The 23,175-nt window shown below is 42.7% G+C and carries 18 protein-coding genes and 1 tRNA gene; 11 read left to right on the top strand and 8 right to left on the bottom strand.

Annotated features, from left to right (window positions below; genetic code table 11):
* Positions 1-58 precede the first annotated feature (58 nt).
* The 4 genes from HMO_RS0100930 (at position 59) to HMO_RS13350 (ending at position 6,042) form a co-directional block, all read left to right on the top strand.
* The gene (locus HMO_RS0100930; RefSeq protein ID WP_010297457.1) at positions 59-517 is read left to right on the top strand and encodes an MgtC/SapB family protein; all 459 of its coding nucleotides are present in this window, start codon (positions 59-61) and stop codon (positions 515-517) included.
* Positions 518-596: 79 nt separating this feature from the next.
* Positions 597-2,882, top strand: coding sequence for an NADP-dependent malic enzyme (locus tag HMO_RS0100925; RefSeq protein ID WP_010297456.1), 2,286 nt, complete (start codon positions 597-599; stop codon positions 2,880-2,882).
* A gap of 3 nt (positions 2,883-2,885) precedes the next feature.
* A complete protein-coding gene (gene mgtE, locus HMO_RS0100920) occupies positions 2,886-4,271 on the top strand; it encodes a magnesium transporter (protein ID WP_010297454.1) in 1,386 nt (461 codons plus the stop codon).
* Positions 4,272-4,296: 25 nt separating this feature from the next.
* Entirely contained in the window at positions 4,297-6,042 is a 1,746-nt protein-coding gene (locus tag HMO_RS13350) for an aminopeptidase P family protein (RefSeq protein ID WP_010297451.1), read from the top strand.
* Between the two features lie 9 nt (positions 6,043-6,051).
* Here HMO_RS13350 and HMO_RS0100910 read toward each other — a convergent pair whose 3' ends face one another.
* The 3 genes from HMO_RS0100910 to HMO_RS0100900 form a co-directional block, all read right to left on the bottom strand.
* Positions 6,052-7,104, bottom strand: coding sequence for a hypothetical protein (locus HMO_RS0100910; RefSeq protein WP_139016792.1), 1,053 nt, complete (start codon positions 7,102-7,104; stop codon positions 6,052-6,054).
* A gap of 80 nt (positions 7,105-7,184) precedes the next feature.
* On the bottom strand, positions 7,185-7,850 hold the full coding sequence (locus HMO_RS0100905; RefSeq protein WP_010297442.1) for a hypothetical protein: 666 nt from the start codon (positions 7,848-7,850) through the stop codon (positions 7,185-7,187).
* Positions 7,851-7,876: 26 nt separating this feature from the next.
* Entirely contained in the window at positions 7,877-8,944 is a 1,068-nt protein-coding gene (locus HMO_RS0100900; protein ID WP_010297439.1) for a coiled-coil domain-containing protein, read from the bottom strand.
* 72 nt (positions 8,945-9,016) lie between these two features.
* Between HMO_RS0100900 and HMO_RS0100895 the strand changes: the two genes are divergently transcribed.
* Positions 9,017-9,736 (top strand): outer membrane protein, encoded by a 720-nt coding sequence (locus HMO_RS0100895; protein ID WP_010297436.1) that lies wholly within the window; start codon positions 9,017-9,019, stop codon positions 9,734-9,736.
* 28 nt (positions 9,737-9,764) lie between these two features.
* On the top strand, positions 9,765-10,163 hold the full coding sequence (locus tag HMO_RS0100890; protein ID WP_010297433.1) for a hypothetical protein: 399 nt from the start codon (positions 9,765-9,767) through the stop codon (positions 10,161-10,163).
* 12 nt (positions 10,164-10,175) lie between these two features.
* Here HMO_RS0100890 and rnr read toward each other — a convergent pair whose 3' ends face one another.
* From rnr to HMO_RS0100870, 3 genes are all read right to left on the bottom strand, one after another.
* Positions 10,176-12,389, bottom strand: coding sequence for a ribonuclease R (rnr, locus tag HMO_RS13345; protein ID WP_010297430.1), 2,214 nt, complete (start codon positions 12,387-12,389; stop codon positions 10,176-10,178).
* Between the two features lie 264 nt (positions 12,390-12,653).
* Positions 12,654-12,728: transfer RNA gene (locus HMO_RS0100875), tRNA-Val, on the bottom strand.
* A gap of 74 nt (positions 12,729-12,802) precedes the next feature.
* Positions 12,803-13,078: an HU family DNA-binding protein gene (locus HMO_RS0100870; protein ID WP_010297422.1), complete on the bottom strand. Its 276-nt coding sequence runs from the start codon at positions 13,076-13,078 to the stop codon at positions 12,803-12,805.
* A gap of 303 nt (positions 13,079-13,381) precedes the next feature.
* Here HMO_RS0100870 and lgt point away from each other — a divergent pair, with 303 nt between their 5' ends.
* The 4 genes from lgt (at position 13,382) to HMO_RS15340 (ending at position 17,047) form a co-directional block, all read left to right on the top strand.
* On the top strand, positions 13,382-14,176 hold the full coding sequence (gene lgt / locus HMO_RS0100865) for a prolipoprotein diacylglyceryl transferase (protein WP_010297419.1): 795 nt from the start codon (positions 13,382-13,384) through the stop codon (positions 14,174-14,176).
* Positions 14,157-15,176, top strand: coding sequence for a class I SAM-dependent methyltransferase (locus HMO_RS0100860; protein WP_010297416.1), 1,020 nt, complete (start codon positions 14,157-14,159; stop codon positions 15,174-15,176). Before lgt ends, HMO_RS0100860 begins: the two co-directional genes overlap by 20 nt.
* A complete protein-coding gene (gene pgeF / locus HMO_RS0100855; protein WP_010297415.1) occupies positions 15,166-15,939 on the top strand; it encodes a peptidoglycan editing factor PgeF in 774 nt (257 codons plus the stop codon). Before HMO_RS0100860 ends, pgeF begins: the two co-directional genes overlap by 11 nt.
* 139 nt (positions 15,940-16,078) lie before the next feature.
* Positions 16,079-17,047 (top strand): C1 family peptidase, encoded by a 969-nt coding sequence (locus tag HMO_RS15340; RefSeq protein ID WP_010297413.1) that lies wholly within the window; start codon positions 16,079-16,081, stop codon positions 17,045-17,047.
* Between the two features lie 57 nt (positions 17,048-17,104).
* On the opposite strand, the gene HMO_RS0100845 is transcribed toward HMO_RS15340, so the two are convergent.
* Together HMO_RS0100845 and HMO_RS0100840 are read right to left on the bottom strand one after the other, a co-directional pair.
* Entirely contained in the window at positions 17,105-18,523 is a 1,419-nt protein-coding gene (locus HMO_RS0100845; RefSeq protein ID WP_010297411.1) for a hypothetical protein, read from the bottom strand.
* 231 nt (positions 18,524-18,754) lie between these two features.
* Entirely contained in the window at positions 18,755-20,245 is a 1,491-nt protein-coding gene (locus tag HMO_RS0100840) for a S8 family peptidase (RefSeq protein ID WP_010297409.1), read from the bottom strand.
* Between the two features lie 334 nt (positions 20,246-20,579).
* Between HMO_RS0100840 and HMO_RS0100835 the strand changes: the two genes are divergently transcribed.
* Positions 20,580-22,688, top strand: a complete 2,109-nt coding sequence (locus HMO_RS0100835; protein ID WP_010297407.1) for an ankyrin repeat domain-containing protein — start codon at positions 20,580-20,582, stop codon at positions 22,686-22,688.
* Positions 22,689-23,175 lie beyond the last annotated feature (487 nt).

The following is a 23,175-nucleotide window of genomic DNA, read 5'->3' as shown; positions in this document are numbered from 1 at the left end:
ATCCTAAAAATTAGGGCTGCCATACTAAAATAATATTTAACGAAGATAGAGATTCCTGATGGCAATAGATTGGGTCCATGAATTACTAGTTTCCATCCGTTTAATTGTCGCCTTTTTACTGGGGGCTATTATTGGATGGGAAAGAGAACATCATGGTCAAGAAGCAGGTATCCGAACATTTGGGTTGATCTCTTTGGGGGCATGCTCATTTGGATTAATATCCATTTTTGTTACCTCTGGTGATCAAGGACGTATTGCCGCCCAGATTGTGTCCGGGATCGGCTTTCTCGGTGCAGGCGTTATTATGCGTCATTCAGGTCATATAAAAGGAATAACGACGGCTGCCACGATTTGGTGCTCAGCGTCAGTAGGAACAGCAATTGCTTTCGATATGTATGTTATTGGCATTTTAACGGCGGCCATCATCCTTTTATTTCATGCCTTGAGGAACACTAAATATTGGTCCTTAGTTTCAAATAAGAAAATCCCTCCCTATAATACCAATAAAGATGCTTAAATTATCTCAAAACGCTGTCCATTCATTTATAAATTAGGTATAGTGGTCTTGTATTTAATCAACAAAAATGAACTGTATGATGTCTAAAGAAATTTATGAGAGCTCGTTATCTTATCACCGTTCCCCTCGGCCGGGAAAGATTGATATTGTTCCCACAAAGCCTCTTGCTTCACAACGCGACCTTGCTCTTGCCTATTCGCCCGGGGTTGCAGGCCCCTGTTTGGCAATAGCGGAGGATCCCACTTGTGCTGCTGATTATACATCTCGCGGCAATTTAATTGCTGTGATTTCAAACGGGACAGCTGTTTTAGGGTTAGGAAACATCGGCCCCTTGGCTTCAAAGCCTGTTATGGAAGGCAAAGCTGTCCTATTTAAAAAGTTTGCCGGCATTAATGCCATGGATATTGAAATCAACGAAACTGATCCTGACAAACTTATTGAGATTATTGCCGCCTTAGAGCCTACCTTTGGTGGGATTAATCTGGAAGATATAAAAGCTCCTGAATGCTTTTATATTGAAAAGAAATTAACAGAGAGAATGAATATTCCTGTTTTCCATGACGATCAACATGGAACAGCAATTATTGTGGCCGCAGCAATTATCAATGGCTTAAAGCTGGTTAACAAGGATATCAAAGATGTCAAACTTGTTACCTCCGGAGCAGGCGCCGCGGCCATTGCTTGCTTAGATCTATTGGTTAGCCTTGGACTTTCAAAAGAAAATATTATTGCTTGCGATAGCAATGGTGTTGTCTTTGAAGGACGTACTAATTGTATGGATGAAAATAAAAGGCGCTATGCCATCACCGGAGAAGCCCGCACGCTTGCCGATGCTCTTGAAGGGGCTGATATATTTGTGGGATTGTCTGCTGCCAGGGTTGTTAAACAAGAAATGGTTGCCTCCATGGCGCCAAAGCCAATTATTTTAGCTTTAGCCAATCCTGAGCCTGAAATTCGACCTGAACTTATTAAGGAAGTTAGGGATGATGCAATCATCGCCACGGGTAGATCCGATTATCCAAACCAAGTTAATAACGTTTTATGTTTCCCTTATATTTTCCGCGGCGCCTTAGATGTCGGAGCTACGCGTATCAATGAGGCAATGAAGATTGCTTGTGTGCAGGCCTTAGCAGAGTTAACCCATGCAGAAAGCTCTGATGTGGTTTGTAATGCTTATGGCGGCGAAGTTCATCGTTTTGGCCCTGACTATATTATCCCAAAACCCTTTGATCCTCGTCTGTCCGTGGTTTTGCCCCATGCTGTAGCTCAAGCCGCCATGGCGACAGAAGTGGCCACCCGTCCTATTGAAGATTTAGACTCTTATAAACATAAGCTTCAATCCTTTATTTATCGTTCCTCAATGGTGATGCGCCCTGTTATCAGCCAGGCCAAAGCCATTCCAACACGGGTCACCTTTGGCGAAGGGGAAGATGAGCGGGTATTAAGAGCGGTCCAAACCATTCTGGATGATCAAATTTGCGTTCCTATTCTTATTGGCCGTCCTTCTGTTATTGATAGCCGCATCGAGCGTTTGGGTTTACGCATGCGCGCCAATGTCGATTTTGAAGTTATCGATCCTAGTAATGATAGCCGTTATCAAAGCTATTGGCGAGCCTATCATCAACTTATGCAACGCAAAGGTGTTTCACCTGAAGCTGCAAAATTCCATGTCCGCACCAATACGACCCTGATTGCAGCATTGACTGTACATCTGGGAGACGCTGATACCATGATTGTCGGAACCTCCCGGCTTTATCATGAGCATTTAAAGGATGTGCTTGACGTCTTACAGCTTAGCCCGGAGCATGAAACTGCGGCTTCTTTGAATGTCCTTTTACTTGATAAGGGTGTCTATTTTATTTCAGATGCCTATGTTAATAAAAAGACAACCCCAGAACAAATCGCAGAAATCACGTTAATGGCAGCTGAACAAGTAAAACTTTTTGGCATTACGCCTAAGGTAGCGTTGTTATCCCATTCCTGTTTTGGTTCAAGTGATAAGTATAGCGCTGTTAAAATGCGTGAAGCGATACAAATCCTTCAGAATATCGCGCCGGGCCTCGAAGTCGAGGGGGAAATGCATGCCGATTTGGCCTTGTCTCAAGAGTTAAGGGACGCGATTATGCCCAACTCTATGCTTAAAGGTGAAGCAAATTTGCTGATTATGCCATCTTTAGATGCAGCACATATTAGCTTTAATATGCTAAAAGTCTTAGGCAATGGCTTGCCAATAGGCCCCATTTTAATGGGAACCAACAAGCCTGGCCATATTGTAAGTCAAACGGTAACCCCACGGGGATTAATTAACATGGCAGCCATTGCAGCTGTAGATGCACAGCTGCGCAAACATCGTCAGGAGGGTTAAAGCGTGGACCAAGATGAAAACCTAGAAACCAAACAGCATCAAGAGATACATGAACAAGAACCTGATTTAGCGCAGCTTGTTGAGCATGCATTTGATACAGATGCAATTGATGAGGTTTTCGCTTTAACCACCGATTTACATCCTGCTGACATGGCGGATATTATTCAGCAATTTCCAGCGCAGAAGCGTTTGAAGTTGATTGAATTACTCCACAGTGTCATTCCCAATGAGGTCTTACCTCTGTTAGAAGAATCTATCCGTGAGCAGATTCTTCCTATCTTCACCACCGAAGAAGTCGCCGCAGCCGTCACTGAATTAGAAAGTGATGATGCTGCCCTTATTCTTGAGGACTTGCATGAAGACAAGCAACGTGAAGTGCTTGATGCCATTCCGATTGAAGAACGGATTACCTTTGAAAAGACTCTAAGCTATCCTGAGTACTCGGCTGGGCGGTTAATGCAACGTGAAGTTGTCCTCTGTAGCCCACAATGGACCCTGGGTCAGCTTATAAATTCTTTAGAAGATATCGAAAATCTCCCTGAGCACTTTTATAATGTATATGTTGTTGATGACGATGATAAACCGGTCGGCGAATTACCTTTGAGCTCAATTTTACGTCACCCACGACGCACCCCCGTCTCTAAGGTGATGAATACTGAGATCAAGACAGTCCCGGTAAATTTAGATCAGGAAGAAGTAGCCTACATCTTTAGACGGTATAGCTTAAGTTCCATGCCCGTGGTCGAGCAAGATGGTCGCATTGCTGGGATGATTACTGTTGATGATATTATCAACGTTATTGAAGAAGAAGCTGGTGATGACATCTTAAAGCTGGGAGGTGTGACGGAAGAAAGCTCCCTTTATAGCAATATAATGCAAGCTAGTTTAAGCCGTTTCCGATGGCTTTTTATTAGTTTAATCAATTGCTTGATTGCCTCCGCCGTGATTGCCCACTTTGAGCAAGCTCTCGACAAATTTGTGGTTCTGGCCTTTTTAATGCCAATTGTCGCTTCGATGGGTGGCAATGCGGGCATGCAAACGATGACTGTGACTGTGCGTTCTTTATCGCTCTATAATTTACGCGTTGGCCATGTATTAGCAGCAATTAAACGCGAATTAGGCATTGCTGCTGTCAATGGTGCGGCATTAGCCCTCATTCTTTCGAGTATAACCATTGCCTGGACTAGGGATGTGAAGATTGGTCTGATTATTGGCACAGCCTTGATATTCAATATTATATGGTCAGGTTTTGCGGGGGCGTTTATTCCTTATATTCTGCATCGTATTAATCTTGACCCGGCCATCAGCGCAGGCCCTATTATGTCCACAACTACCGATGTTGTGGGCTTTTCAGTTTTCTTAGGGTTAGCAACCTGGGTGTTGCTATAGCGTTCAATTAACCATTGGATAATGCATGACACTTAAAATTACTTCCTTGCAAGCGCTGCTCAAGCAAAAAAATCTCGACTGCTTTATTGTACCAAGAAGTGATCGTTATCAAGGCGAATACGTCGTCGAAGCTGATGAGCGGTTAGCATGGCTGACCGATTTTACGGGCTCTGCTGGTTTAGCTTTGGTTTTCCATGATCATATTGCCCTGTTTGTCGATGGGCGTTACAGCTTACAAGCCAAGCAACAAGTTAATCTTACCTACGTCAAAGTTATCGCCATTGCTGATTGTAAACCCAGCGAGTATGTTAAAAACTTAGAAATTCCCCTTACGCGGATAGGTTTTGATCCGTGGTTAATGTCAGACCATGACTTCACCGGGTGGTCTAAAAACTCTGGGCTCCAATTTGTCCCTTGTGATTCCAACCCTATAGATGAGCTATGGTCTGATCAACCTGATCGCCCTCTCAAGGCCGTCGAGGTCCATGATTTGGCGTATGCAGGGCAGCCGCACACTGAGAAATTAGCTCATTTCTATGATAAATTAGTGCAGCAAGAGGTAGAGGCAGCGCTTGTGATGTCTCCGGATAATCTCTGCTGGCTTCTTAACTGTCGCGGCAGCGACTTTCCCTACAGTCCGTTGGTGGATTGGTTTGCTTTTGTAATCAAAGGCCAAGGGGTACGTATTTTCTGCGATGAACGTAAGATCCCCGCCTCTGTTCACCTTCATCTACAAGAGGTGGCCACGTTTCATCCTCTTGAGGATCTAGATAAAATGATCGAAGGGCTAGCTGGTAAACGTACCCTTATCGATCCCAAACTTGCGCCCGTGATCATTTGCGATAAGTTGGCAAACAATATCGTCAGAGCCGTAGATCCGCTTGAATTGATGAAGGCTTGTAAAGCAGACCAAGAAATTGAAGGGATCTGCCAGGCCCATTTACAGGATGGGGTGGCGCTAACCAAGTTTTTAGCCTGGCTGGATACCGTTCCCCAAGATACAGAGACAGAACTTTCGATTGCTGAAAAATTAGAACACTTTCGTCAAGAAGCAGATTTATATAAAGGGCCAAGCTTTCCAACAATTGCTGGCTTTGCTGAAAACGGAGCAATTGTTCACTATCGGGCCACACCTCAGAGCGCCAAAACAATTGACTATTCCTCCTTACTTTTAGTGGATTCGGGGGGGCAATACTTGAATGGAACCACAGACGTTACCCGGACCATTTGTTTAGGCGAGCCGACTTCAGAACAGAAAACTAATTTTACCTTAGTCCTTCAAGGTCATATTAAATTAGCCATGACCCTTTTCCCCGAAGGCACTACCGGGGCTCAGTTGGATGTCCTTGCCCGCTATAACTTATGGCAATACGGATTAGATTATGATCATGGCACCGGCCATGGTGTTGGCTATTATTTAAATGTTCACGAAGGACCGCAAAGGATTTCCAAAGCTGGAAGCCAGGTCTCGTTAAGGCCAGGGATGATTCTGTCAAATGAGCCCGGTTACTATAAGGAAAACGCCTATGGGATTCGCATTGAAAACTTAGTCACCGTTAAGCGCATCGAAGGCCATTTTGAGCGGCCCATGTTAGGCTTTGAAACCTTAACCTTGGCGCCTATTGATCGTCGTTTAATTGACGAAACCCTGCTCACTTCCGCAGAGTGGGAATGGTTAAACCAGTATCATGCTAAAGTCAGGGAAACCCTACTGCCTTATCTAGATCCTGATACTGCAAGCTGGTTAATTGAAGCAACGGCAGAGCTTTAAAAACTCTGCTTAATTTACTTTTAGATCCCTTTCCTGAACACCTAAAAATTGATCGCCCACGCTATAGGATTGCCCTACATTATAAGTATTTCTCACCTCTTGACCACCCGAGTTCTTCTCTAAGCTAAAAGTGGGCGGCGTTGGCACAGGCGGGTGCTGGGGAGCTTCTCTTACCGTATCAGCATGGGTAGGTGTGTGAGTTGCAGCCAAATGATCTGAAGCTACGGAAGTTGTGACCTGTTCAGGATAAAATGAGCTCGGTGAGGAGGTTGAGCTACTGGAGCCCATCTGCTCAAACCGTTCCTGCATCCGTTGGTGGTCAATATCTTGCATCAGCTTCAGTAATCTGGTGGCATTGGCTTGAGGTTCACGCTTAAGAGCCGAGGATAATAAGTCCTCTATATTATAGATACTCCCGAGTCGTGCTCTGACTGCTTGCTCTATAAAGGTGGTGGCATTAAAGCCTTGCCCATATTTAGCATTCAGGATAGCAATAACTCTTTGTTTAGCTAACTCTTGTTGCCTTTGTCGCTCCGCCTGCCAGCCCGCATACCAATCGGAGACTTTGCCAATAGTACACGCGTAGGCGCTGTTACAAAAGCGGCTCCACAGTGAAGCGGCCGGCACAGGACGTTTAAGTTCTTCTGCCGGGCGCCGAGGCGTAAGTTCAATTTCACGCAGAAGCTTCTGATTGAGATCAACTAAAGATTTAGAAAGATCGATATAATAGGTTAATCGCTCTAAGGTAAAGCGCCATAAAGACAGAAGAGTAAGATCATGCAGATACTGGGAAGTCTTACTTGCAGAGCTCGGCGCTTCAGCATCCATTTTTTCAAGATGATCAATTGTTGTCTTAGCGACATCGATATCGTCATTTAAGTGAGAGGGAGTCGCACTTTTCATCGGCTCCAGCAGCTCTTTCAACTTTCCTGTTAATCCGACTTCAACGCGGCTTAATCCATTTTCAATGGTTTGCTGTTGAGGAGAAGGCGGACGTTCACCAGCGAGTGCTTGTTGAGCCATCATTAAAGCCAGCAAGATTGTGGTGTGTTTCAGCATCATCCCGATCCTCATCTTTCAAATTTAGGGGCAGGCTAAAGCGGTCATCTTTAACCTGCCTGCTCTAAGACATGATCAATGCCTTATCTACCTTCAAGTAACTGAATAACTCTTCTAATTTCGTCAATCATAATGTCTTTCTCGCCTTTATTGGCTTCTAATCCCTGCAGCATTTGTTTGATCTGCGCTACTTTTGCGGCTTCAGCTGCTGTCATTGTTGCTGATTTCTCATTCAATTCTTGCAACGCCTTTACTTGGTCAAGAATATCTTTCAAAGCTTTACCGGCATCTTGCTCAAGCTGATTAAATTCATTAAGACTGGCTAAGATCTGATTCACGGCTGTGCTAATATCATAAATGTGGGCAGTGGCGTCAAGATCAGCATCAGTTGCTTGGTCTATATGGGTCTTAGCTTTGGCTTCATTTTCCCGAGCTTGGTTAATTAATGTTTGAGCTTGATCTACTGTAGGGCGCCCTGCATTCTTAATCTTAAGCATAAATGCTTTTCCAAACTTTGCTTTCAGTTCATTCTTTTTCTTCCAATCAGTAACACCAGCAAGGATATGATCCAACTGAGGTCGTATAGCACGGAGATCTATATCTTGTGAAGTTGCAAGCTCCTCAACCGTTCTGTCTTGTAAAATAGCAAGTACATTACCTTGCTGAGGTCCCCCTTGTGGTGCTTCCATGGCAAAGGTTGAAACAGTGCTCAGTACACTGATCATTAACATCTTTCTAAATAAATTCATTGTTATCTCCTCTGTTGATAAAACTTTTAGCTTACCTGTTCCAACTGTTCCAAGATGCCTTGTAATCTTTGAGCTTCTTGGTTGACTTCATGAGAGTGCTCATTCAATTCTTGAATAGCCTCACGCAACTGCGTTAACATTGCATCATTACGTTGACGAGCTCGGTCAGCTTGGCCCGCGGCATCATTCCGCATTAAATTACTAATCCGGGTTAAATCTGCAATCTTGGTAGCCAGCTCCCCATTTATATTGTGGAGCTGATTCGAATAAGCCTGCAAATCGAGACCAAAATCGTCAACGACTGCTTGCAAATCAAGTGTTTGATTAAGTAACTCATCAAAAGCTTTTGACAGGTTTTCAATCTCCGCATTTACCGCATTAATCTGGGCTTGCTTCTCACTAATTTCGTTTTGCAAGCGCGCGATGTTACTTTGATGGGCTTGATTGGCTGCCTTTAGCTGTCCTATTTGAACCTCTCGGGCCTGGATATCGGCTTCGAGTTGGTTGATTTGCCCCCTAAGATTTTGAGAATTTGCAAAAACTTGGCTAATTTTTTGATGGATACTGGTATTGATATTGCCGGCCACATTGCGTGGCGTAATGCCAATTCTCTGCAAATAGGAAGCCATACGGCGATCAATGTTATCGAGATTGCGACGCGCCCGGTCTAGCTGGGCTTGCAGCTGTATAGCCCGGGATTTATAGGTTTTCTTCTTATCCTTTTGGCGATTAATTTCGCCTTGGGAGATGGCTTGTTGATAAGCCGCAAGCCACTTACGTAAACTATCCATTTGACTGTTTGCGCACGCAGACATATCTCTACATAGCACTAAACATGAACCTTTAAGAGCATTGGCCACAGCCTGGGGGGTTGTCGCATTATTAATACCGCTGATTGTTTTATTACAAGTATTCATATTGCCACATAGCATTGGCAAACTACATCTTCCGCCGCTATCAACGGGTGCCCCCAGCTGATCAAGTGTATCGAATAGCTCATTTTTACTCATATTATTGAAATCTAGAATTCTCATTCTTTGGCTAGCATTCACCTGGACCAACAACAGTATAGCAATAGAAAGTAGTCTAAACATTCTGTCCCCCTTGACCTTGCAACAAACATAGACTTTAATATTTAATATAAGGTTAATTTTAAGAGATTTTTTATGAACAAGAGATGTGTTGTCCGTTTATTGGTTATCGGTTTAATGGTGCAGACCTCCCAGGCAAGCTTATATGCAGGGGCTGATTTAGGGTTAAATAACGCCCAATTTCGGGCGACATTTTTCCGTAATTTGAGCGCTTTGGTTGGGCCCTATGGTGAGTTCCAAACCAATAAAAATGGCTATAATTCTTTTATTGGCGGCATTTTTGCCGGCTGGTCTTATCAATCAGGCATATTCTCAGCTGGCATTGAAATCGGCGGTAATCTAGATAGTTTGAATGAGCAAGTTTATAAATTTACCTCGCAAACTGATATCGAAGACAGCATAAAGTTAACACGTCGCGGCGGCTTTGATGCAGCTCTTCGTTTTGGCTATCATCCCACTCCCCAAAGCTTTTTCTATGCTAAGGTGGGCATAAATTATTCTAAAATTAGAACCACCTGGGCTGGGATTGATGCTAACACGACGTCTGGTACCACTTATCGCAACTCTGCCAAGGCATCCCGTAATGCTGGTGCTTTCAAAGCCAGCTTAGGCTATGAAGGATTTTTAACGTCACGTTGGGCAATCAGAGGTGAGATGTCTTACATTTTTCCAATTAATCACGCCCTTAATATAGGTAGCTATAGTCCACCTGCCTACTTCTTGGAGCAAACTCAAATCAAATTTAGATCTTCCCAGACAGCTTTTAAGGTTGGAATTGCGTATCATTTCCTCTAAGGTAATCCTGTTTTTAAGGAGGAAATTAATGACACCAACAAAAGTTAAATTGATCACCGGTATCTTAGTGGCCCATTCTATGATGGGCCAAATTTTTGCCAGCGACAATGAATCGCCTGCAGAAAGAGAAGCTCTGCCCGAGCAAACATCCCTGGAAGTGGCTCCCGGTAGGGCGTCGGCAGAAGCAACTACACTACCTGTCTCCCAGCAGGCTAGTGGACCATTAGGACTTGATTCCAACTACGACGAAATTCGTGAGATGGTGGCGAAGGCAAGAAGATCTGAGGCCAATACCTTAGTTATTCTTAAGAATATCGTAGAAGCATTACAGGAAAGAAATGAGCAACAGGATCACCTAGTTCAAAATCTCACTGCTTTATTAGCAAGATCAACTCCAGCCCCCCAAAACCCTTCACCTAAAGAATAGGAAGGAGGAAGATTACTCCCGCCTTTTCTTACGGGCAGCTTGTTGACGGCTGCCTTTTTTATCAGCTTTCGTGGGCACCTCTGGTACTACACGGAAGCTTAAACTATTGGTTTGGACTTCAGCATCAATAACAACGGCTTTAACCTTTTGCCCTAGCTGGTAGACTGACTTGGTACGACGTCCTACTAAACGATAATTAGCTTCATCAAAAGTGAAGAAATCCCAGTCCAGGGAACGCATAGAGACAAAACCTTCTGCGCCTGAGGCCTCAATTTCCACAAATAAGCCATGACGATTCACGCCAACAATGGTCACTTCAAATTCTTGGCCAATACGGCTGGCGACAAAAGAGATGGTGTAGCGATCCACAACTTCTCGTTCGGCGGTGGCAGCACGGCGTTCGGTGTCTGAGATATGTTGCCCCAGCTCTTGCAAGTCATCTGGCTTTTCTTCATACCCCCCTTCCCCTAGCTCCAAAGCGGCAATCAGACAACGATGGACAATTAAGTCAGCATAACGTCGTATCGGAGAGGTAAAATGAGCGTACTGAAATAAGCTTAAGCCAAAGTGGCCCAAGTTATTGGGGCTATATTGTGCCTGAGCCATAGACCTTAACACCAACTCGCTAACGGTGCGAAAATAAGGGCGTTCTTTGACTTGCTGCAAGATTTCATTGTAATGGGCCGGCGTTGGCTCAGCTGATTTGCTTAAATTAAGCTTGAATTGCTTTAAAAACTGGCGCAGATTGGCTACCCGCATCGGGTCGGGTTTATCATGGACGCGGAACATGCATGGCCATTTCTTGGCAATCAACGTTTTAGCGGCACAGACGTTGGCCGCAATCATTAATTCTTCAATAATTTTGTGGCTATCGTGGCGCTCACGAATTTTAACATCAACCATGCGCCCGTTTTCATCAAACATAATTTGACGCTCAGGCATATCTAATTCGACTGTGCCGCGTTGGCTGCGCGCTTTTAATAGGGACTTATACACCCCATATAAAGGGCGGATAACTGTCTCCATAAGGGGGTGGGTTACTGAATCCGGTTGACCGTCAATGGCGGCTTGTACCTGATTATAAGTGAGACGCGCTTGAGAGCGCATGAGCCCCCGCTTAACACGAAAAGATTTGATCTTTCCATGGGCCGAGATGATCATTTCGATGGCCATACAGGCCCGATCTTCATGAGGTCTTAAAGAGCATAGATTATTCGAGAGGGCTTCCGGTAGCATCGGCACCACTCGATCAGGAAAATAGACGCTGTTGCCCCGAGCTTGGGCTTCGCTATCTAAAGCTGATCCTGAACGTACATAATACGAAACATCGGCAATGGCAACTATCGCTCGCCATCCTCCTTGATTGCGTTCATCCGTATCAGGCTCCGCCCAGACGGCATCATCAAAGTCTCGCGCATCTTCGCCGTCAATGGTAACCAGAGGGATTGAGCGAAAATCTGTTCGGTTGCCCAATGGCGGAACCTTGCCTTCCTCAGCAATAGCAATGGCTTCCGGCGAAAACTCATAAGGGATACCATGATTATGGATAGCAATCTCGCTAAACATTTTTGGATCATCAAATTTCCCCAGAACCTTGATAAAATGAAATTGATTACCATGATCAACGGTGTATTGCACAATATCGCCTGCCTCTAAGCCTTGAGCATCTTCAGCCGTGACATGCACGCCGGGGAAAACATCTTTTCGATTTATTGAAGCAATATATCCGCCTCTTCTATTGGCTTGAAATATTCCTAAATGCTTTTTCGCATCTTTGACCAGACGCCGGACAACACTAACGTGCCATTCTGTCTCTGTTTTGGTAATAACTTTAACAATAATGCGTGAGGTCACCGCTAACGCTGAGCGCCCTTCGGCATGGGAACGACGCATTTCAATAATACGCATCTTAGGGGGCATTTGATCTTTTGGCCATTCTAATGGCGCGGCAATCAAGTGACCATCTTCATCGATATCAATAACTTCAGCTGCGATTAGCCCTTTACCCAGCTTGGGTTGCGTTGAACTTACCAGCTTGCGCCGCCGTCCTTTGATCAAATCACCTTCTGACTGGAGATCACGCAGAATTTCTTTTAGCGCCATCCGATCAGAACCTTTTAACTTTAATTGCTTGGCAATTTCATTCTTTGATAAAGGATGATCACTGTTATTAATTAAATTAACAATCCACTCTCGCAAATCATCCCGAGTATTTTTTGTGTTCATAATTACCCTCTCATTTTTATAATAGCATGAGAGATAGCTTTTATATAGTGCAATCTAGCTGTTGAGATGGATATGGGCGGGGATAATCTGTTTTATTGATAGGTTCAGGGTCACCTTTGCGACCACATGCTGATAAGGCTCCCCCTATGATAGCAATCAGAAATAATCTTAAGAATACTCTTAAATTTCTTGAGTTCATTAGGATAATGCCATTTCAAGTAGAGATAAATACGAGTAACTTTTACGGAATGTATTAGGAAGTTATGGTGGGTGATGAAGGATTTGAACCTCCGACCCTCTCGGTGTAAGCGAGACGCTCTACCGCTGAGCTAATCACCCATAACCTTATGTAAGAAACCTAATACATTCTGAGAGAACTTTGCAACATAAATTTTGCAAAAGGTTCACATTTTTTATTTTGCAACGGCTTCTTTCAATTGCTTACCTGCACGGAACTTAGGTAAACGGGTAGCAGCTATCTTCAAAGGTTGACCTGTGCGAGGATTGCGACCAGTTGTAGCGGGACGGTCAGAAATGTCAAATGTACCAAAACCGACCAAGCGAACTTCTTCACCAGCCTTCAATGATGAAGTAATTGAAGCAAATGTCGCATCAATTGCACGCTCTGCATCTGCCTTTGTCAGGTTGGACTCAGCTGCAACTTTTGAAACTAACTCTGATTTATTCACTTTCGTAAATCCTATGTTGAATGTTAAACCATGACTACACTTAAAATCTTAAGGGTGAATTTTCTTGAAGGTCAATTAACTTTATTAAAAAAGTTAACTTTTTAAGTTATTTTCGATCTATCGCTAGCTCTTCAAGCAATTTAATTACATTAACTCCTAAAATGTATGTAATTTTGTTAATCTCACTCTTTAAACTTTTCAGATTTTGCAACAATTATCCTTAAGCATTAAAAGATTCTCTTCATTTAATGACCGCTTTGTCATAGATTAAAATGAAATTAATTATGGTTAGTACAACCCATCATGTTATCATTTCCCGCCTTTGATCCTGTTGCCTTAGAAATTGGTTCCCTTAAAATACGTTGGTATGGCATAAGCTATATGATCGGCATTTTTACAGCCTGGAAGCTCGGAGTTTTACTGCTGAGACATTATGGCAATGGTCTGCGGGAAAAAATCCTTGAGGATAGCCTTATTTGGTTAATCATTGGCATCGTGGTCGGCGGACGCTTAGGGTATGTTATTTTCTACAGTCCCCATTTATTCTGGACAGATCCAATGGAAATTTTTAAAACGTGGCATGGGGGAATGTCATTTCACGGGGGCACCATTGGCGTCCTTGTTGCTTTAACATTATATGTAAGGCGGACCCAAATTTCCTTCTTATCTTTAGCAGATATTATTGCTTGTGTTGCGCCCATAGGTCTTTTCTTTGGCAGAATTGCTAACTTTATTAATGGTGAGCTTTGGGGCAGACCCACAACTGCAGCCTGGGCAATGGTGTTCCCTTATGCGGATGGGTTGCCGCGACATCCAAGCCAGCTTTACGAAGCCGCTAGTGAAGGCTTGCTTCTATTTTTAATACTTTTATCCTTATGGATTAAAACAGATTGGCGCTTAAAGCCAGGACGGATCGCCGGCGTTTTTAGCATTGGTTATGCCTTAGCGCGCAGCTTCTGCGAGTTTTACCGCGAGCCTGATGCTCTTATTGCTGGCCCTCTGACGATTGGTCAAGCTCTCTCTATTCCTTTAATTGGTATTGGCTGGTTCTTAATTCGCCGACCGGTGGAGATGGATAATGGATGCCACTCCTCTTAGTCATAAAATCTTAGCTCGCCTCCCTCTTCCCTTGGAAGAATTCATGGAAATTGTGATGTATGATGCTGAAGGAGGATATTACTCTCAAAGCTCAGTCATTGGCAAACAGCATGATTTTATTACGGCTCCTGAAATTAGCCCCCTGTTCAGTCACTGCCTGGCCCAATGGTGCATTGATCAATGGATGAATATGGGAAAACCGACCCCCGTTAATTTGATTGAACTGGGGGCCGGCCAGGGCACGATGCTCAAGGATATATTAGCAGTCCTAAAGTCTGTACCCGACTTCTTTCATGTCCTATCACCTGTAATTTTGGAAAAATCACCGACATTAATCTCTCAGCAGAGAGCAACGCTTAAAGATTATCCGAATATGTCATGGATCTCCTCTTTAGAGGTAATCGAAAAAGGATACTCTATTATCCTAGCTAACGAATTCTTTGATGCTTTACCTATCCAATACTACCGCAGCACCACCCAAGGGCTGGAACAAGCCATGGTTACCGATTTATCACAGATAAGCTGGACTAAGGTAAATAATCCTCTTTTCCCTCCCTCCAACCAATCCATATATTTTCAGTCTCGGGCCTATAAAATCTTTGTCGATCAGATTGCGAACCTGTTCCAGAAAACGGGGGGGTTTGGCCTCATCATTGATTATGGCAATGAAGCGCCCGGTTTTACCTTACAAGCCATTAAAAATCATAAAAAGATTGGCATTTTTGAAGAGCTAGGTAAATCTGATCTAACTCATCACGTGGATTTCTGTTATCTAAAATCATTATTTATAGATCAGAAAGTGAATGTTCTGGGTCCTATTAATCAATCCGATTTTTTGAAAGAAATAGGGATTGTTGAGGCGTTAGAAAATCTTAAGGTAAAGCTTTCTGCCAAAGCATATATTAACCATACATTGGCAATGCATCGATTGATAAGTGCTGCTGAAATGGGTGAGCTATTTAAAGTTATGGCTATTCAAGGAGGTTCTAATGGTCGTTAGTTTAAGGTCTGATCTATTAAATACTCTCCCAACCATAGAGCACGCTTTTACGACCCGCCAAGGCGGCGTCAGTACAAATCTGTTTTCTACCCTTAACACGGCTTTTGAAAAAGGGGATCCTGATGCCAATGTTATGGAGAACCGACGGCGCATTGCGGAACATCTGAACGGCTCAGCCGAGCAACTTATTACCATACGTCAAACTCATTCCAATAAAGTTATCCATGCCACATCCCCCTGGCCCCTTGAAGAAAGACCTGAAGGAGATGCATTGGTCACAACCACGCCTGGATTAATTCTTGGCATTATTACGGCTGATTGCGTGCCGGTCTTATTGGCCGACCCTAAAACGGGTGTTATTGCTGCTGTTCATGCCGGATGGAAAGGAGCAATTACAGGAATTATCCAGAACACCCTTAAAGCTATGACAGAGCTAGGAGCGCAAACTGAAGCCATTAGTGCCGCCATTGGTCCGTGTATTTGGCAAGATTCCTATGAAGTCGATCAAGCATTTTATGAGAATCTATCTCGGGACTCTGATCTTTTTAAGCCCTCGCTCAACGCTAATCATTGGATGTTTGATTTACCAGGATATGTTAAGCGCCAGCTTGAGATGAGCGCTATTAAGAAAATCTCTCACTCACCGGCGGATACTTACTCGAGCCCCGAGTTATTTTTTAGCAATCGCCGCCGCCTACATAATAATGAAGACACGTTTGGTTGTTTTCTATCTTGTATTAAAATCAAAAGAATCACACAATAATAAAAAATTTTATTATTACCTGTAATATATTTCAAAAACCTTAATAATAAATTTTTTATTTCTAAGTTAACGTCTTGTTAATAAATTTTGCATAGGATCATCCCGAGGAACAAAGTTCCTTATAAACAAGGAGGATCTTATGCAAAAGTCTCTAGTCATTTTATCGCTTAGCTTAACTGGTTCAATAGCTTATGCTGCCGATGAAAGCAGTACAATAGATTATGATAATTATACTCCCAAACATGTTTATTCATTGCGTCCATCCAATGAGTCAACCAGCCTATCTTGGGCCATGGAAAATTCGTCAGCAGATTTATTGACCATTGATGAGATTGCCAAACTACCTAGCAAATATGATTTTAGCAGTGCCATTACGGCGATTCATGATCAGGGACGCTTGGGCTCCTGTACGGCCCAAGCAATTACGCTTTCTATGGAATATAAGCTCCAAGAGATGGCTGCTTACCAGCGTTTATCCCCCCTCTTCCTTTATTATAATGAACGCAAATTAATGGGAACCATTAATGAGGATTCAGGCGCTAGCCTTTCCGACGGCATAAAAGCAATCTGCACCTGGGGTGTTTGCCGTGAATCCTTATGGACCTATAGTGATGATAAGAAAAAATTCAGGGTCAAGCCAACGAATGAAGCCTATGAAGATGCGAAGAATTATATGGGTCTCGATAGCATTAAAACCAGCTATGTGACCTATAGTCTTGACTCTATTAAAGCGCGATTAGCTAAGAATATACCGGTTGTCTTTGGTGTTTATGTTTATCCCTCTTTTGAATCTGGAAATGCTGAAAAAACAGGCAAGATTCCAATGCCAGGACTTAATGAGCGCCCCATCGGCGGCCATGCGTTAATGTTTACCGGCTATGATGATGAGGCAAAAGAATTTAAATTTGCAAACTCATGGGGGACACGTTGGGGTGACAAAGGTTTTGGTTACCTGAAATATGATTATGTCATGAATGTCGGCGCTACTCCCAACCGCCCCCTCTTCTTTGCCAATGATATATGGAGCATTGATCGTATCGGCCAAGAATCAGCACTCACTGAACTTCAGGAAAGCAGCCAAGACGTTTCAGTGCGTCAAGCCGCTTAAACAGCTAGGCATTGTTTTCCCATTAGCCCAGGCCTGTCCTGGGCTATTTTTTATTTATTAAACACGTGCAAAACGTTGTCGCGTTAATCCTACAGCGTCCAAAGCTTTATGGGCTACCTTAAGGTCCTTATATTCCATAACAAAGCCGCGGTTATGGACACGGTGAAAAAGATGAACTTCTGAGGAAGAAAACCATATAACTACCCCGCCGCGTTTTTCTTGGGCTTTAAGTAAATCCATAGCCATTAACTCCCGCATAAATGACATAAAATCATTGGAGCGGAGCTTACCTTTAGCTGCAATTATCTCTCTTACATTAAAGGCGTCTTTTGAAACCTTGATCGGCTTCACAGAAGAAGACAGAGAAACTTGGGGCGCTTTAAGAGTTATCGGTTCTTTACACGCAAGAGGAGCTAGAAGTAAAGTAGGCCGTGAATTGAGCTCTGCTTTTTTACTTGTAGTATCAATATTTCCTGAGTTACTGCGAAGATAACTGACTTCCTTACTAGGAGAAGCAACCGCGCTAGGAGCTGGCAATACCTCAGAAGTTACTTCTGAAGGAAGAGGAGCGTCAGATTGTTCACTTATCTTCTCCGAGAGATCTCCCTCCTTCCTCACCGTTTCTTCTTTAGGCATTTTTGGCTGTTTAACAGTCATTAACTGTTTATATTTTGCTTCTGTACTTTTGTAACCACTACTGGCGGGTGATGCAATCGGTTGCAAATTCTGTACTGTCAATTGATTTTCTAAAACATGCCGGCGCATATTATTAAGAAACTCATAAATAGATTGTAAGAAATCAGTATGGTCCGCCATTTCTTCATGCATATACTTTACCCAGCTTGAGGGCAAAGAGGGACAAACGGGCAAAGATGATATCTCTTCTAACTGAATTCCACCCTTCTCATTATAATGGGTCCTATAAAAAGCATCCTGTCTCAGAATGTTTTCCTCGCCTGCAACTTTTCGGTTCTGAGGTAAAGCTTGGTTGAGCAATGTCTGCAATTCCAATATCAAGAACTCATTCTTAATTTCTTGGTAAAGGATAGTTAGTGCTGGAAAGCTATACTCAGCGGCTTCAATCTGCGACTTAATTTTTACCAGCTTCAGTTTAAAATTCTCGTGCTGTTCGCGGGAAGCTTGCAATACTTGCTTTTGCAAGGGTTTTTTATTGAGCTGAGCTCGCCTAATATCAGTTAATATACTTGCAAACAGTGAGTTCTTTTTGGCAAATTTAATATGCTCCTGCATAAAAAAGCTCTCTAAGCGCTGATGATACTCAATACGAGCTTGAATAAGCCTTAAATGGCTAGCGCAGGCTTCCCTTAAATTTTGAGCATCCGGAAGAGCATAAGGCGCTTCTACCTTAAGGGAGACAGAATTACGGTTAGGCTCGCTTGCACCACTTATCTCACACCCAATCGTTTTGGAAGAAAAAAGTGACACGGATAGAGAGCAAAGCAATATTTTTTTCATTATTATTTCCTTAAAATTTACCTTCTTTTTCTATTACATTTTCCTTCTCTACGGAAGAAAATATGATGCTGCTTTGTGAGAAAGAAGGCTTTGCCTCTAATCGCTCGGACTTTGAGAATAGTAGTATATGGCAGATTTTATCAATAAGAGATATGCTCAGTAATTAAAAGCAAAAGCTCGGGAAGTCCCGAGCTTTTTTAATAGACACATTATTCGCGAGTAAAGAGGCCCTTAAGCATCTTGTAACGTTTGCGAGGGCGCTTTTCTTGCTATCAGCTCTTCGGCCGCTTTGAAAGCACGGATGGCATTGACGCGTCCTTGACCAAAGATTTCCGGTTTAAAGTCGACTCCGTGATTATTGTCCTCCCAAAATGGATCGCAGGACCGAATTAGACACTCTTTCAGTTCCACCGCATTTAACTGGGGATAGTATTTGCTCATCAAGGTTAAAATCCCAGAGACATGCGGCGTCGCCATAGAGGTCCCTGACATTTTATCGAACTCATTAAAAGCAACCGTCGCTACCACGTTTTCACCGGGGGCAAAGACAAAGTTTTGATGCAACAAGCCTGGCAAATTGGAGAACCGGCTAATGGTCTGACCATCTTCTTTTAATGATCCTACCAGCAGCATGCGTTTTGCCAGTGCCGGATTCTTTGACAAAATCCAAGCTCCATGGGTCGCCATCCAGATACCGCGGGTCCAATAGCTTAAGAAATTCGGATTCAAATCATTGGTCACAAATTTTGAATCATTGCCAGCCGCCATTACCAGCAAGCGATCATTCTTCTCCAGCTCCTCCACCAGTTTATCAAAATCACGCATTTCCGTGTGATGAACCAAGTAATGGAAAGAGGCACTAATGATTTTTGCATCACTATTTTTGATGCGCTTAATTAAGGCATCTACTCCCTCAAATTCCACTGGAACTACTTCAGCTTCATAAGCAACCCCTTTATGCTTACCTGATTGTGCATCGCCGGCAATCGTACCGGCAACGTGGGTCCCGTGTAGGTCATTGCGTGAATAATCCTGACCGTTTTCTGGATGTTTCACATGGCGATCTTTAATGCTGAATTTGACGTGACAATTATCTACAAAGCCGCAGTCCCAAACAATTACCTTCGCCCCCTCCCCGTTGACACCGAGACTATGCAGCTGGTCCACGCCGGTAATTTTATGGGGGTGCAACGGGCCGTGTAACAAGTAAGCGGCTGGGTTTTTACGGACATCACTATCAATCTGTTTCCATTTTTCTACTTCCAGAGCTTCAGCTTCTAAAAACTCCTTAAAGCGTTCGGAAAACTTAACTTTGCCAAAATTTGGATAGGTATCATAGTCTGACAAGTTATATTTTTGCATAAAGCGGCGCGCATAGCCTACCCAATACTCATGATCTCTTAACTTTACAAAAGTGTAATTGTGCAGATCTTTCTTCTTATAAAATAACTGTCCAATGCTGGGATATTGATAGGGATTATGTTGCTTCTGTTGATTATAAAGGTACTCTGCTCGCCGTACTTCCATATTCAGATCAGCTTCCCTAAAATGGAAAGTATTAGGGCGATAATCTGAGCCCAGACGATTGACAATTTCACTCTTGACCAACATAAAGTCACGTTCGCGATCAAGATCGCGGTTAGTAATCTCTGAGGCACCACAGTCGCAAAACATACTTGATATTAAATAGACACTCAACCATCTCCCGAAACTTTTCTGCATAATTACCCCCAAAATTTGTAATAAAGAAAAAATTATTATCACAATTTTGAAACTAAATTATAAATTCCTAAGAAGAGGTTAAATTGAGAACAAATAATAGGGAAATCTTTCGGACAAGGATTACTTTTTTAATTTTAAGGATTATCCAAGGTAATACTGAAAACAACTAGAGCTGAAAGTTTTTTATAAAGTTCCGTCTACTATCTGACTGAAAAGCAACCAAGAATTAAATATTTCCTTGCAAATTTTTCCAGACCCCCCATATATAAATTGTTTAATACAAAAAATAGTGCCCAATACAATAAAAACAAATCGTACTATAAGGACATTACTCATGAAAATAAGAAGTATATTTGCTTATACCCTGCTTCTGTCAACAGCGACGATGGCCATGGATGCTCCTGCCGGACTCAATGGCAGCAGTCAAGGCAATCTCGACCGCGAGAACCTTCAAGCATTGATCACCCAGACGTTCGGAACTAATAGGCAAGATTTTGATCAGCTCTATCAGCGCTTTCAGGGTAACTCTGAACGGATTTGGTCCTTTATGGAAAATGAGCGGGAAACAGGCACTACTTCTGTCCAATGCCTAGTAAGAGATATAGATAATCTCCATCTCCCTCAGGATGCTGATCTGGAAGCCCAGCAAAAGCAAATTACTGCTAACCACGAAAAGGCTGAAGATGAATTGCTTAAGGGGAAGACAGAGCTTCAGAAAGTTAGCGATACCATTGCTCAATACACTGCTCAAATAGAAGAGCAAGAACAGCTTCTAAAAGATATTTATGCTAAAAATTTTCCGCGCCTAAAAAAAGATAATGAGTTACAAATCAGGAACCTAAGAAATGAGCTGAAGGAAGCTGAAGAGTTATATTCAGAGACCGCTAGACAGAGATCTCACTTCCGTTCCTGCCTTATAAGAAGTAAGAGTAATATAGCCGGTCATGAATCGTTAATTAGAAGCTATGAAGAATCTATTACAAGATTTAGAAGTCAAATAGAAAGATATCACACTAAAAATTCAGAATATCATCAACAGATATTGAGCGCGATACGTCAAAGTCAAAGCTATTCCTTTTATGAAAAATGGCAAGAGCAAAACAGACAAGAAATTAGTAAACTGCAACAGCAAATTGCTACGAAACGTGAAGAGATTTCTAGATTACAGCAAGATATAACATCTGAGCAAGAAGACATTAAAACATATTCTACACTTGTGGAGAGCGTTGATCAAGAATTGGAATTGATTTATAACCAAATCTCTCAGGCCCGTCAAAAAATTAAACAATATCAAAATGAAATTGACAGCGTTAATCCTCCACCGGTCTATTTTAACGAGGATGCAGAAACTGTCAAAAAGATCCGCACATCAATTGCACAATTACAGCAAGCAATTGAACAACAGGGGACAGTGAAGAATAAGATCGAACGCACCATCATGGCCACACATGCTACTATCACAAATCTGCAAGCCCAGAGAGCAGAATTAACTCAACAAATTCATCAAGCTCGCACGGCAACCAATGAACGTGTCCTTCGCCTTTTAAGGGAACAGATCGTTGCTGATGAGCGTGAAGATACCGCCATGCTAAACCGTCTTATTGACAGCCACATCGCTGAAATTCAAGATTATAGACAACCTGCCGAGACTATTGCTAGGGAATTGAGCACAGCGATCAATCAACAGCGTCAACAGCAACGCCTGGAAGCGGCAGCCGCAGAAGCAAAGCGCCAGCAGGAAATTCAGCAACAGCAAGCCTTTAAAGATAACGCGTTTGAGGCTCTAAAAACAGGTAATTTAGAAGCTTTTATGGCCAACTTTCAAGGTCTGACATCAAAGACAGTACATAACCCAGAAGGTTATCGATTAATCCACGTCGCAGCTGAGTACGGCAGAGTGCGTGAAGCTCAAGAGATTGCAAAGCACGCAGTTTCTCTGGAGAGATTAGTAAATGTTGAACTCCGCAATGGTTCTACTTCCCTCCATCTTGCGGCTGGAGCAGGACATACAGAATTTGTTCAATTCCTCTTATCCAATGGCGCAGATATTCTTAAAGTGACGCCAACGGGGGTCACAATTCTAGAGATGGCTCTCAATTATCTTGAAGGCCGGCTTGACGAAGACGATACCGCAGGTATTGAAAATGGCCACAAGCTTATAAACATTATCGAAGAAGCAATTACTAAAGCTACTGAGGATACCCCATTTAGTAGCAGCGCCTCCAGTCTTCAAGGTCTAAAACGCGCTGTTATATCCGTCATGAGAAGGATTAAATCCAAGCCGGCGACAAATGCCAACGAACGCTTACTCGAAGAATTAAAGCGGCTATTCTCCTCGCTTAGGGATATCAATGATAAAATTGTAGCAAAGGAACGCAAAAGAATGGAAGAGGAAGAAAGAAAAAGCAAACTACATTACCGTTCAATGCTTAACTTTAATTAATTCTTGAAAATTTTGATCACATTTATTTCAAGGCGCCTTTTTAATAGAAGGCGCCTTTTCTCATTGAGAATTCCATCATCTGATTGCTCACTTAAAGTTACCTAAGAAACTGCCGAAAACAAACAGATTCCTAAGCTACCTTGCAGAAAGGACACGCAGCTTTAGCAACTAAACAGCCCTTCTCAACCCACTTATTATTGGTGCAGGTAATTAGAGATCTTTAAGAAGATTTAAAGAAGGTTACTGCTTGATGTTTCGCCATGGATCTTGAGCATTTGCAGAACAGAGCTGAGTTAGCCCAACACCAAATAAACCTAAAGTTAAACAAGCAGAAGTCTTTTTGAAAAACTGTACCATATTTACCCCTCCTCTTATAACGCTTAAACTTAGCGCCGATGCTTAGAGAATTGCTATCATTAGTATTATTATAAAAACTATGAAATGATGCCTCTACTCAAAGAGAAAACAGTAAAATTTTTCCTCAATT

Source organism: Candidatus Odyssella thessalonicensis L13 (assembly GCF_000190415.1).
Lineage (GTDB): Bacteria > Pseudomonadota > Alphaproteobacteria > Paracaedibacterales > Paracaedibacteraceae > Paracaedibacter > Paracaedibacter thessalonicensis.
This window is presented reverse-complemented; position numbering and strand designations above follow the sequence as displayed.